We start from the raw sequence: 11,399 nt of genomic DNA, 5'->3' as shown, positions 1-11,399 counted from the left end.
GTCTTCGAGGACGGCGGCCAGCGCCGGGACTTCGTGCACGTGGACGACGTCGCGGCGGCCAACGAGGCGGCGCTGTCCGCCGTCCTCGACCGCCCGGAGGGCTTCGTCCGCGCGTACAACACGGGCAGCGGCTCGGTCCGCACGATCGGCGAGATGGCCGCCGCGCTCGCCGCCGGCTGCGGCGGCCCGCAGCCGGTGGTGACGGGGGAGTACCGCCTGGGCGACGTCCGCCACGTCACCGCCGACTCGCAGCGCCTGCGGCGCGAGCTCGACTGGCTCCCGGCGGTCGGCTTCGAGGCGGGGATGGCGGAGTTCGCCACCGCCCCGCTGCGCGGCGGCGTACGACTTTCGTAAGGCGTCGCAGAGGCCTGCGGGCGCAGGTCAGCGCCTAGCGTGGCCGGGGTGACGCTTCCTTCTTCCTCCTTCTCCTCTGCGGTCGTCGGCGCATCCGTCGACGTCGTGCTGCCGTGTCTGGACGAGGCCGCCGCGCTGCCGTGGGTGCTGGGCCGGATCCCTGACGGGTGGCGTGCCGTCGTGGTCGACAACGGCTCGCGGGACGGTTCCGCCGAGATCGCGGCCGAGTTGGGCGCGACGGTGGTCCGCGAGCCCCGACGTGGGTTCGGCGCGGCCTGCCACGCCGGGCTGTCGGCCGCGACCGCAGAGCTGGTGTGCTTCCTGGACTGCGACGGCTCGCTCGACCCGGCCCAACTGCCCCTGGTCGTCGGCCCGGTGGTGGACGGCACGGCGGACCTGGTGCTGGGCCGGCGCAGGCCGACCGCGCGCGGCGCGTGGCCGCTGCACGCGCGGGTCGCCAACGCGGAACTCGCGCGTCGGCTGCGCGCCCGCACCGGCGCCCCGTTGCACGACCTCGGGCCGATGCGGGCCGCGCGGCGCGCGGACCTGCTTGCGCTGGGGCTCGGCGACCGGCGCTCGGGCTTCCCGTTGGAGATGGTCCTCTCCGCCTCGGCGGCCGGGATGCGGATCGCCGAGGTGGACGTCGACTACCGGCCGCGGCAGGGCCGTTCGAAGGTGACCGGCACGCTGCGCGGCACCCGGCAGGCCGTCCACGACATGCGGACGGTGCTGGCCGCGCCGCCGCCGACGCTGCTGGTGATCGCCAAGGCCCCGGTCCCCGGCCGCGTCAAGACCCGTCTGACGCCGCCCTGCACCCCCGAGCAGGCCGCCCGGCTCGCCGAGGCCGCGCTGACGGACACCCTGACCGCGCTCTCCCGGATGCCCGCCGGACGACGGCTGTTGGTGCTGGACGGCGAGCCGGGGCCCTGGCTGCCTGCGGGCTGGAACGTCGTGCCGCAGGTCGGCGGCGGCCTGGACGCGCGCCTCGCCGCCGCTTTCGCCCAAGCACCGCAGGGCGCACCGGCGCTGCTGGTCGGTATGGACACCCCGCAGCTGGATGCGGTCGGGCTGGCCGAGGCCTTCTCGCCCGCCGCCCGCGCCGGGGTGGACGCCTGGTACGGGCCCGCCGCCGACGGCGGCTTCTGGGCGCTCGGACTGGCCCGTCCCACAGCCGAGTCGGCGCATCGGCTGCTGGACGGAGTGCCGATGTCCACCGAGACCACGGGAGCGGAGGTCCTGGACCGGCTCGCCGCATCGGGGCTGACGGTCCGTCATCTCCCGCAGCTGACGGACGTCGACACCGCCGCCGACGCGGCGGAGGTGGCCCGGCTCGCACCGGAGGGCCGGTTCGCCACGGGCTGGCGCGAGTTCAACGGCCTGATCCGGGCCGCCCGGTGAGGCCTGAGGCGTCCGTGCGGATCACGGAACGGACCCCGGAGCGGATCGCCGAGCGGATCCCGGCGCGGACCCCCACACGGATCACCTTCGTTCCCGCGCCGGTGCGCCCGAGCCACGGGAGTGCGCCGAGGCCGTGGGCGCAGGACCCGTTCGCGCAGGCGATGCGCACCGGCCGGGGGCCGTTGTGGCTGCGTCGCGCCGACGGGCACCGCCACCCGCTGGACGTCGAACGCTGGTGCGCGCCGCCGGATGCGGCGGACCGCAGCCTGCTGGCCCGCTGCCTGCTGACGGGCCGTCCGGTGCTGGACGTCGGCTGCGGCCCGGGACGGCTGGTCATCGAGCTGCTCTCGCTGGGGCTGCCCGCGCTCGGGGTGGACGTCACGAGCGCGGCGGTGGCCCGTACCCGTGCGGGCGGCGGCGTCGCGGTGTGCCGGTCGGTCTTCGACCGGCTGCCCGGCGAGGGCCGCTGGGGCACCGCGTTGCTGGCCGACGGCAACCTCGGCATCGGCGGCGACCCGACCGCCCTGCTGGCCCGCTGCCGCGAGGTGCTCGCCCCCGGTGGGACCGTGCTCGTTGAGGTCGAACCCCGGGACGTGGACGACCGGGTGACCGTGCGCGTCGAGGACGCGAGCGGGTGGAGCGGCCCGCCGTTCGCCTGGGCCCGCGTCGGCGCCTCCGCCGCCACGGCGTGCGCTGCGGAGGCGGGGTTGGCGGAGCGGGAACGCTGGAAGGTCGACGGACGCGCGTTCATGGCCTTCACCCGCCTGTCCTGAACTTCTGGCCGGAGCCCGAGCCCGCAGAAACGGACGACCCCGAGGCCTTGTGGCCTCGGGGTCGCGCGCGGTGCGGGCAGCAACCGTCAGGTCGTCTCTCGTGGCTCCGGCACGACCGGCCGCCGGGCGACCGCGTGCCGCCACCGGATCGCCGCCCCCACCAGGACCAGGCCGAGCGCCGCCGAGTACGCAGCCACCTGCGCGTCGCCGCCGATCAGGTAGACCGCCTCACCGGCCGCCGGGACCCCGAGCCACTCCCAGCGGCCGTCCATGGCGACCAGGGCCACCAACAGCAGTCCGTACCAGGGGTAGTCGGGCGTCAGCGCCAGCAGCAGGGTGCCGTAGACCAGCAGCGCACCGGCCCAGGGGCGGTCGGGGTCACCGCGCCGCATGACGTACAGCGCCGCAGCGAGCACGAGCAGCGCCGCCACGGGCGCGGCCGCCCAGCCGGGCAGGAACTGCAGCAGCCCGAACCGGGCCGCGGTGCCGTCGTCGTACCCCTCCTCGTGCAGGTATCCGGGCAGGAAGCCGATCACCTGACGCCCCGACAGGATCAGGTAGGGCACGTAGGCGAGCACGAAGAAGCCCACCGCCACCGCGGGCACCAGCAGGTCACGCCGCGTGGGCCTGCGCGCCAGGACGCCGGACAGCGCGCCCGGCAGGGCCAGCGCGGGCAGCAGCTTGGTGGCGATCGCCCCGCCGAGCGCCACTCCGCCCGCCACCCGCCGGTGGCGCACCGCCAAGGCCAGCCCGGCCACCGTCAGCAGTGCGCCGAGGGCGTCGACATGGGCGTCGTTGACCGCCCAGACGGCCGTGCCGGGGAACCAGCCCCACAGCGCGGCCCGGCGGCGGCGTTCACGCGGCAGCACGACCAGCAGCACGCCTGTGGTCACCACGGCCAGCAGCGCCCCACCGGCCTGGGCCGCGCGTACGCCGCTGCCGTGCTCGACCAGGTGGAGGACGAGGAACCAGGCCTGGGCGACGGGCGGGTAGATCGTCGGCACGGCGGGCCGGTTGATGTGGGTGCACTGGCCCGCCGCCGTGAGGCGCTCGTCCCACGCCGTGCACGCGCCGCCCGTCGGGAAGAGCGTCGGCTCCTCGGCGCGCAGGTGCGCGAGCTGGGGCGCGTCGGGCGGGTAGGCGTAGGGGGAGATCCCGGCGGCCTGGACATGGCCGTCCCACAGGTAGCGGTAGGCGTCGTCGCTGGTCCTCGGCGCGACAAGCAGCGCGGCGGCGGCCACGGCGGCGCTGCCGACCAGCACCAGTGCGGCCACCCTGCGGGCGGGCACCTGGCGCAGGGCGAGCAGGGCCAGGGCGAACAGCGCGCAGTCGAGCGGGTACCAGAGCAGCAGCGGTCCCCGGTGGCCGAGGGTGCCGCCCCCGGTGAACGTGCCGACCAGCGCGGCGGTGAGTGCGGCGAGTGCGGCCAGGCAGAGGGCCGTCGAGAGCGCCGGACGGCGGCCGGCGCTCTCGGTCGCGTCGTCGGCGACGGCCGCGGCCGCGTCGGAGGCGGAGCCGGAGGAGAGGGCTTTCAGCAGGGTGGACACGTCGTCACCCTGCCAGCGCGTCCGCCCCGGCGGACCGTGGCGCGGGCAGCCGTACGACTTCCGTAAGCAGCCGGCTACCCCGCAACGGCCCTGGCAGCGGGTGTGATGGAGAGGTGCGAGACGACGAACCGACTCCCCGTGTACGGCAGTTCGATCTGCCGCTGCCCACCCCGCCCGACGCCCTGCGGAAAGGCCCGCTGCGCGAGGGCACCTTCACCTCACGGCTGCACGACCCACGCACCGCGGTGGTGATCGGCCGCTGGCTCGGCGCGGCGCTGATCGTCTGCTTCGTGACCGGCCTCTACAGCCATGTGCTGCAGGACCCGCCCACGTGGCTGCGCGACCATCTGCCGACCCGGCCCGCCGGGCTCTACCAGTTCACCCAAGGGCTGCACGTGGGCACCGGCATCGCGGCGATCCCGCTGCTCGGCGCCAAGCTGTGGACCGTCTACCCCCGGCTGTTCGAGTGGCCGCCCGCGCGCAGCGTCCGGCACGCGCTGGAGCGGCTGGGCATCCTGCTGCTGGTCGCGTCGATGCTGCTGGAGCTGTTCACCGGGCTGCTCAACACCCTGCAGTGGTACGTCTGGCCGTTCCCCTTCCGGCAGACGCACTTCTGGCTGGCGTGGATCGCCCTCGGCGGGCTGCTGCTGCACCTGGCCGTCAAGGCGCCCGAGATCGCGGCGCACTGGCGCCGGGTGCGGCCCGGCCTGACGGAGCGCCGCGCGTACCTGACCACGGTCACCCTCTCCGTGCTGGCGGTCACCGCGGTGACCGCCGGGCAGAGCGTGCCGTGGCTGCGCCGCCTGGACCTGCTGGCGCCGCGCCGCCCGGACATCGGCCCGCAGGGCCTGCCGGTCAACCGCACGGCCGCCGCGGCCGGCACCGCGCAAACGCCCGCCGACTGGCGGCTGCAGGTGGTCGGGCCGCGCCCCTACGAGTTGACGATGGATCAGCTGACCGCGCTGGAGCAGCACGACTCCGACCTGCCGATCGCCTGCGTCGAGGGCTGGAGTGCTTCGGCGCGCTGGACCGGCGTCCGGATCCGCGACCTGGTGGCGCGGGCCGGAGCGCCGTCGACCGCGCGGCTGCGGATCACCTCGCTGGAGACCGACGGCGCCTACGGGGTGACCGAGATGGAGTCCGCCTACGCCCGCGACCCGCTCACCCTGCTGGCGCTGCGCGTCAACGGCGAGGTGCTGCACGCGGACCACGGCTACCCCGCCCGGATCATCGCCCCGGGCCGACCCGGCGTGCTGCAGACCAAGTGGGTGCACCGGATCGAGGTGATCGCATGAGGACGCCGGGGCGGATGAGGAAGCTGAAGGTGAGCAGGCCGAAGGTGAGCAGGCCCAGGGCGAGCAGGCTCAGAGTGAGCTGGCCGAAGGTGAGCAGGCCGAGGATGAGTACGGCGACCGTCGTGCGCGGTGCGCTGGTCGTGGCGGCGCTGGCGTCCGTCGGGTTCGGCGCCTACGGGATGCTGACGGACCCGTACATCAACGACCCGCTGGACGTCGGGGTGTGGGCGGTCGGCGGCGCGGTGCTCCACGACGGGCTGTGGCTGCCGCTGGTCTGCCTGGTCGGCGCGGCGCTGCCGAGGTTGCCGTGGACCGTGCGCGGCGGCCTGGTGGTGGCCGCCACGCTGTCGGCCGTGGGGTTGCCCGCGGTCCTGGACGCGGGCAACGACCACGGTAACGCCACGCTGCTGCCGCTGCCCTACCTGCGCAACTGGCTGGTGCTGCTGGGCGTGACGGCAGCGCTGACGCTGCTGGTGGAGGGGGTCAGGAGGGCTCGCCGGGCACGCCGGGAAGGCCGGTGGTCAGGCCGTCCAGGGCGTGCGAGCAGACGCAGTCCCGGTCGCGCGTCTTAGGCAGCCGCGCGACGGCGCTGAACAGCACCGTCCGCAGCCGGTCGACGTTGCGCGCGAACTCGGCCAGCACCTCCGTGTGGGTGACGCCCTCACCGGTCTCGACGCCCGCGTCGAGGTCGGTGACCAGGGCCAGCGAGGTGTAGCAGAGGCCGAGTTCGCGGGCCAGGACGGCTTCGGGGTGGCCGGTCATCCCGACCACCGACCAGCCGTTCGCGCTGAACCAGCGCGACTCGGCGCGGGTCGAGAACCGGGGCCCCTCGATCACCACCAGCGTGCCGCCGTCCACCGGCTCCCACGCCTCGCCGCGCGCGGCGTCCAGCGCGGCGGACCGCCCCACCGGGCAGTACGGGTCGGCGGCCGAGACGTGCACCACCCCTGGCACCGACCCGTCGGGAAGCGGCACCGCGTCGTAGAAGGTCTGGGTGCGGCCCGAGGTCCGGTCCACGAACTGGTCCGGCACCAGCAGCGTGCCGGGCCCGTGCGCGCTGCGCAGCCCGCCGACGGCGCACGGCGCGAGCACCTGACGCACGCCGAGCGCGTGCAGCGCCCACAGGTTGGCCCGGTAGTTGATCCGGTGCGGCGGCAGCGCGTGCTCGCGACCGTGACGCGGGAGGAAGGCCACCCGGCGGCCGTCCAGCTCCCCGAGGAAGAGCGAGTCGCTGGGCGGGCCGTAGGGGGTGTCGACGACGGTCTCGGTGACGTGGTCCAGCAGGGCGTAGAGGCCGGAGCCCCCGATCACCCCGATCTCGGCGGACTCGGTCATCTGCGTTCCTCCATGGCTGGGTTGTCTGAAAGCCTGTCGGCCCGGAAGGGTCCCGGACCTCCCCACGACCGTAGGGGCGCGCCCGGCCCCGGGGGCGGCTGTCGCTCCTTACGGATCGCGGACGGGTCCGGCGGCCCGGTGCTCGGGGCCCGGGGGCCCGGGGCCTGCGCCCGGCGGGAGTTCTCGAACAGGCCTGGGGCTCACCGGCGCGGCTCGTCGCCCTCCAGCAGAGCCTTCAACGCGGCCAGGTCCTTGACGTTCGCCCGCCGCATGGCGGCGGCCATCATCGGGGCGCTCACCTTGGCGAAGCCGGACGGCTCACCGCGGTTGCGCAGCGTCATCCGGGTGTGGTCGGCGTCGACCGGCTGCCAGGTGTAGGTCGTCTCCATCGGGAACGGCCCCTGGGCGGTACGCATCACGAGTCGTTCGGGGGAGAGCTCGACGACCTCGTAGGTGTAGGCCAGGGTGCGCCCGAGGAAGCGGGCGACGAAGTCGACCTTCGAGCCCACGGCGACCGGTGGGGCTGTCTGCCAGCGCACCGAGGCGATGTTGGCGTACCACTGCGGCGCATTGCCGGGATCCCCGGCAAAGGCGGCGACCTCCGCGCACGGGCGCGCGATCACGGTCTCGGTGAGCACGTCGACGGCCATGCCGCAACGCTATCCCGCGCGCCCGCGCTCGCGGGGCCGACACACACGACGGGCGAGGCAGGCCGCCGCGTCACCCGCTGCCTCACCCGCTGATGTCGAGCGCCGTTCCGTACAGGCGGCTCACCTTGAGGCGGACGACCACGCGCCGCTCGGCGACGAGCCCCTCCAGGAACTCGGCCTCGTCCTCCGGCCCGGCCCCGTCAGGGATCAGCCCCAGCAGCTCACGGCCGACCGCGTCGCCGGGAACGGTGGTGGGCCCGGAGACCTCGGCCTCGCCCTCGGCGACGGCGAAGGACCACACGTCGCCGCCCTGCACGTGCAGCGCCGCCTTCGGGTTGCGCCGCAGGTGCTTGACCTTGATGCGGTCGGCCGTGGTCGAGAACCGCGCGACACGGGTCTCGGGGTCCCAGTGGTAGAGCATGGTGGTCAGATGCGGGTGGCCGCTGCGCTTGACCGTGGCGAGCGTGCCGAACCGCTGCGTGCGAGCAGGTCCGACACGGCGTCGTCGGACAGGAGGCGAGGCGCTGGTCCTTGAGTCATGACGTGATCAACATCCGTGTCCGCGTGGGCATTTCCGAATGTCCGACCACTGCCGTCCGGCAGTCAGTCCGCGCGTCGCAGGTCCAGCATGCAGAAGACCTTGTCGTACCGCCGGTCGCCGACGGCGACGAAGCCCGGGAGACGGCCGTACTCGGTGAAGCCCAGCGACCGGTACAGGCGCAGGGCGTTGGCGTTGTCCCCGCGTGCGTCCAGCGTCAGCACCTCGATACCCGCCTCCCGCGCGTCGGCGACCAGCGCGGCCGTCAACGCCCGGCCGATGCCGCGCCCGTGTGCGGCCGCTGCGACCGCGAGCTTCTCCAGGTCGGCGTGCGGCCGATGGGTCGGCCGGGCGTACCGGAGCCAGTAGCCGAGCCCCACCAACTGCCCGCCCACGTAGGCGGCCCGCAGCGACGCGTCCCCGGCCCGCGCCGCCGCGGCGACCTCGCCGAGCAACTGCGCCACCTCGCCGCGCGACGGCGGCTCGACCCACCCCAACGCGGCCCCGCCGGCCACCAGCTCCGCGAGGATCGCGTGCGCCTGCTCGACGAACCCGCCCTCCACTTGACTGACGTTCACGGTGACGGGCTCGTCAGCTGCAGCGTTGATCATGGCCGCAGCCTAGGCCCTGGCTGGTTCTTCAACGTTTCGACGCTCAGCGGGTGGAGCTGACCAGAACTTCACGACAGCGCCCAGAACGCGGCGGCAACGATCGGCAGGTACAGCACCAGCCCAAGCGGCAGGACGGGCCACGTGCCCCGTCCGCGTGCCCGACGCCGGCGGCCGACGTCGATCCCGACCGCGACCGCGAGCGCCAGCCCGACGCAGGGCCCGTAGAGCCACACCCACAGGTAGCTGCAGCCCACGCCGCCGGAGTTCGCACGGCACATGCCGCCCAGGCTGACGGCCAGTCCCCCACTCAGCGTCAGGAGCCCGTTCGCCGCCGAACCCAGCAGCGCCAGCAGCACACCCACAACCAGTACAGCGACGTCCCCCGGCCCCAGGCGCTGCGACGCCCCGGACACCATCTGCGCCGGCACACCGCACACCTCGCCCCCGAGCGCCGGGCCCGGCCCCTCCTCGCCCATGACCTCCCCCTCGCCGCGACTCGCCCCGGCTGCCAGTGTTCCCCGGTCGCCGGTAGTCGGATACAGACTCCGGCGTCACTATTCGGCCGCCCGGGCCGCAGACCGCGCTCGGGCGGCCTGGCCGTGCCTGGGGTACCGGCACCAGCTACAGGAAGATCCCGCAGTAGAGGTGCCGGGCGGGCGAGTGGCGCGCGAGCTGGGCCAGGCGGCCGAGGAAGTCGGCTATGAGGTCCGGCGCGGTTCTGGCGCCGTCCTCGGTCCGGGACCAGGTGGTGGCGGCCTCCAGCAGACGCGCCTCGCTCGCCGAGGCGAGGGCGTCGCGCAGGGAGTCCGACAGCGAGGCGAGCCAAGGCCCCTCGACGTCGGGGTCGTTGAGCAGCGTGCAGAAGCGCGGACCGGCCTCCACCTGGGCCGTGGTCGCCCCCGTCAGCGCGGCCTCGACCGTGCCGAGCAGCAGGTAGGGGTCGGCGCCCTTGAGGCCGACCGTGCCGAAGGGGTCGTCCATGCTGTCGTCCGTGAAGAACTCCAGCGCCTGGCTGTCGTCGTCGGCGGCGAAGTAGTCGTAGAGGTTGCCCATGGCGAGATCGTGCCGCACGGCACTGACATCACGCGGGGGAGTCCTCGGCGAGACGCAGGGCTCGTAGCGCCAGCCAGAGTTCGTGGCGGTCGGTCGGGGGACGGAGGAGGGAACGGTCCAGGAGTTCCTCGATCCGGGCGAGGCGCTTGCGGACGGCGGTGAGTGAGAGCGACAGCTCCTGTGCGGTCGGGGTGAGCCGGGCGTCGTGGCGCAGCCAGGCGGTCAGGGTGCGAGCGGCGTCGGGGGCGTCGTCGAGCGGGCGGAGCAGGCGCAGCGCCCAGTCCACCACGGCCTGGCGGCGCAGCAGTTCGTCGAGCGCGTGGAGCGCGTCGGCGCGCGTGCCGGGCGGGGTGCCGGGGACCTGCGGGCCGGTCTCCGTGCGCAGGGCCAGGGCGAGGAGGGACTGGTCCGCGAGCCGGTCGAGATCGAGGTCGAGCAGTCGCTCGATGTGCCGCAGCCGGGCGGCCAGGGTGTTGCGGTGGATCTTGAGCAGCGACGTCGCGCCGGAGGAGAACCCCAGCCAGGACTTCGCGGTGACGGTGAGTTCGATGCTGTCCGGGTCCTGGAGGCGTTGCGGCACGAGGGTGCGCAGCGGGGCGAGGAACTGCCGGGCCCAGTCGCGGACGGGGGCGCCGATGACCAGTGCCGGATCCGGGTGGTGCGAGAACAGCGCCCAACGCTGCGCGCGGGTCCGCGCGGTGACCAGGGCGTGCACCGCCTGCCCGTAGCCGACGGCCGCGTCGCGGAGTCCCACGACGTCGCTCACTCCCACCAGGCACTCGTCCGTCGCGGCGGTGACAGCGGTCGCGAACGTCGAGGGCGCGTCCGGGGGAGTGCCCGGCTCGGACGGGACCAGGACGGCTATGTGGTCGTCGTAGACCGGGCAGGGGATGACCCAGGCGTCGGGCCTGATCTCCCGGCACCGGCGCGCGAGTGCGGGCTTCAGATCGGGTGCGGTCGCGACCACGTGGTAGCGGATCACGTCCGCCAGGTCCGGGCCGAGGACGTCCGCCACCTGCCGTGCGGTGGAGACGTGACCGTTCATCAGCAGGTGCAGCACGGCCTCCCGGTTCCGTGCCTCGGCGAGTTCGAGCCGCAACCGCTGCGTCTCGGCGCGCTCCTCCCGCCAGCACAGGTCCAGGGCGGAGGACGCGTCGGCGAGCAGCCGGGGCAGATGCTCGGGCGCGGGGCCCGCGGTGACGGCGGTGAGCACCGGTCCGGGTCGGTCGCCCGCGCCGCCGTTCAGGCCGACGGCCACGACGCTGACGTCCTGCTCGACCACGCTCAACGTGGTGAGCGCGCGGGCGCGCAACTCCCCGGCGACGCGGCGGGCCAGAGCCGAGGGCTCGGCACCGGCCAAGGGCTCGGCGTCGACATGGACGTCGTCGCCCGCGGCGAGTGGCGTGTCGTCGGGGCCGCTCAGGGCGATCCGCGCGCCGGTGCGGCGGGCGAGCCACTGCAACAGGGCCCTGGTCCCGCCCTTGCGGGCCGCGCGTTGGATCGCGAGCACGTCGTCAACCCGTCGCTCGCCGTGGTCGGGCCAGGACGTGGCAGCCACCGAGCTGTCCACGCACACCTCCGTCTGTGGTCCCGTCCCCGGTCTCACTGTGCGGCGGTCTCACTGCAGTGATCTCACTGTGCAGTTCGGCACCTCGGGGCCGAACTCACTGTGCACCAGAAAACTAGGCAAGACGCACAGGGTTTTCTAAATTTTCCCTGTACTCGCGCGGACGGGGGACGCGCGAGGACACCGGAGGAGGGGCGGGGGGGGGGGGCGGGGGGGGGGGCCCCCCCCCGGGGGGGGGGGGGGGGGGGGGGGGGGGGGGGGGTGGGGGGGGGGGGGGG

At 74.6% G+C, this 11,399-nt stretch carries 12 protein-coding genes and 2 pseudogenes; 6 read left to right on the top strand and 8 right to left on the bottom strand.

The window, feature by feature from the left end:
• From I2501_RS32100 to I2501_RS32090, 4 genes and pseudogenes are all read left to right on the top strand, one after another.
• A partial coding sequence (locus tag I2501_RS32100) for an NAD-dependent epimerase/dehydratase family protein (protein WP_328806791.1) occupies positions 1 to 354 on the top strand: 354 nt, incomplete at its 5' end.
• Positions 355 to 402: 48 nt separating this feature from the next.
• A pseudogene (locus I2501_RS39875) lies at positions 403 to 1,098 on the top strand (glycosyltransferase family 2 protein); the annotation flags it as partial.
• On the top strand, positions 1,072 to 1,752 hold the full coding sequence (locus tag I2501_RS39870) for a TIGR04282 family arsenosugar biosynthesis glycosyltransferase (RefSeq protein WP_328806794.1): 681 nt from the start codon (positions 1,072 to 1,074) through the stop codon (positions 1,750 to 1,752). The pseudogene I2501_RS39875 and the gene I2501_RS39870, both read left to right, overlap by 27 nt.
• 14 nt (positions 1,753 to 1,766) lie before the next feature.
• Positions 1,767 to 2,525, top strand: a complete 759-nt coding sequence (locus I2501_RS32090) for a class I SAM-dependent methyltransferase (protein ID WP_196197833.1) — start codon at positions 1,767 to 1,769, stop codon at positions 2,523 to 2,525.
• An 86-nt stretch (positions 2,526 to 2,611) separates the two neighbouring features.
• Here the strand turns inward: I2501_RS32090 and I2501_RS38830 are convergent, their stop codons facing one another.
• Complete coding sequence (locus tag I2501_RS38830) at positions 2,612 to 4,072, bottom strand: glycosyltransferase 87 family protein (RefSeq protein ID WP_215910177.1); 1,461 nt, start codon at positions 4,070 to 4,072, stop codon at positions 2,612 to 2,614.
• Positions 4,073 to 4,269: 197 nt separating this feature from the next.
• Between I2501_RS38830 and I2501_RS32085 the strand changes: the two genes are divergently transcribed.
• Positions 4,270 to 5,367, top strand: coding sequence for a molybdopterin-dependent oxidoreductase (locus tag I2501_RS32085; RefSeq protein ID WP_215910189.1), 1,098 nt, complete (start codon positions 4,270 to 4,272; stop codon positions 5,365 to 5,367).
• Between the two features lie 104 nt (positions 5,368 to 5,471).
• On the top strand, positions 5,472 to 5,939 hold the full coding sequence (locus I2501_RS32080) for a hypothetical protein (RefSeq protein ID WP_196197831.1): 468 nt from the start codon (positions 5,472 to 5,474) through the stop codon (positions 5,937 to 5,939).
• Here I2501_RS32080 and I2501_RS32075 read toward each other — a convergent pair.
• The 7 genes and pseudogenes from I2501_RS32075 to I2501_RS32045 form a co-directional block, all read right to left on the bottom strand.
• Positions 5,851 to 6,702, bottom strand: a complete 852-nt coding sequence (locus tag I2501_RS32075) for an S-methyl-5'-thioadenosine phosphorylase (protein ID WP_196197830.1) — start codon at positions 6,700 to 6,702, stop codon at positions 5,851 to 5,853. The genes I2501_RS32080 and I2501_RS32075 overlap by 89 nt on opposite strands.
• Positions 6,703 to 6,902: 200 nt before the next feature.
• Positions 6,903 to 7,352 (bottom strand): SRPBCC family protein, encoded by a 450-nt coding sequence (locus I2501_RS32070; protein WP_196197829.1) that lies wholly within the window; start codon positions 7,350 to 7,352, stop codon positions 6,903 to 6,905.
• Positions 7,353 to 7,434: 82 nt separating this feature from the next.
• Positions 7,435 to 7,892: pseudogene (locus tag I2501_RS32065) on the bottom strand (pyridoxamine 5'-phosphate oxidase family protein).
• A 63-nt stretch (positions 7,893 to 7,955) separates the two neighbouring features.
• Positions 7,956 to 8,501: a GNAT family N-acetyltransferase gene (locus I2501_RS32060; protein WP_196197828.1), complete on the bottom strand. Its 546-nt coding sequence runs from the start codon at positions 8,499 to 8,501 to the stop codon at positions 7,956 to 7,958.
• Between the two features lie 68 nt (positions 8,502 to 8,569).
• Complete coding sequence (locus I2501_RS32055; protein ID WP_196197827.1) at positions 8,570 to 8,977, bottom strand: hypothetical protein; 408 nt, start codon at positions 8,975 to 8,977, stop codon at positions 8,570 to 8,572.
• A 145-nt stretch (positions 8,978 to 9,122) separates the two neighbouring features.
• Positions 9,123 to 9,554: a hypothetical protein gene (locus I2501_RS32050; RefSeq protein WP_196197826.1), complete on the bottom strand. Its 432-nt coding sequence runs from the start codon at positions 9,552 to 9,554 to the stop codon at positions 9,123 to 9,125.
• Between the two features lie 28 nt (positions 9,555 to 9,582).
• Positions 9,583 to 11,124 carry a helix-turn-helix domain-containing protein gene (locus tag I2501_RS32045; RefSeq protein WP_196197825.1) on the bottom strand — a complete coding sequence of 514 codons (1,542 nt, stop codon included), beginning with the start codon at positions 11,122 to 11,124 and terminating at the stop codon, positions 9,583 to 9,585.
• Positions 11,125 to 11,399: the final 275 nt, after the last annotated feature.

Source organism: Streptacidiphilus fuscans (genome assembly GCF_015690355.1).
GTDB lineage: Bacteria > Actinomycetota > Actinomycetes > Streptomycetales > Streptomycetaceae > Streptacidiphilus > Streptacidiphilus fuscans.
This window is presented reverse-complemented; position numbering and strand designations above follow the sequence as displayed.

Coding starts and splice junctions, on each gene's coding strand:
- I2501_RS32080 (WP_196197831.1), top strand. CDS start 5,472: ATGAGTACGGCGACCGTCGTGCGCGGTGCGCTGGTCGTGGCGGCGCTG.
- I2501_RS32055 (WP_196197827.1), bottom strand. CDS start 8,977: ATGGGCGAGGAGGGGCCGGGCCCGGCGCTCGGGGGCGAGGTGTGCGGT.
- I2501_RS39870 (WP_328806794.1), top strand. CDS start 1,072: ATGCGGACGGTGCTGGCCGCGCCGCCGCCGACGCTGCTGGTGATCGCC.
- I2501_RS32075 (WP_196197830.1), bottom strand. CDS start 6,702: ATGACCGAGTCCGCCGAGATCGGGGTGATCGGGGGCTCCGGCCTCTAC.
- I2501_RS32050 (WP_196197826.1), bottom strand. CDS start 9,554: ATGGGCAACCTCTACGACTACTTCGCCGCCGACGACGACAGCCAGGCG.
- I2501_RS32060 (WP_196197828.1), bottom strand. CDS start 8,501: ATGATCAACGCTGCAGCTGACGAGCCCGTCACCGTGAACGTCAGTCAA.
- I2501_RS32070 (WP_196197829.1), bottom strand. CDS start 7,352: ATGGCCGTCGACGTGCTCACCGAGACCGTGATCGCGCGCCCGTGCGCG.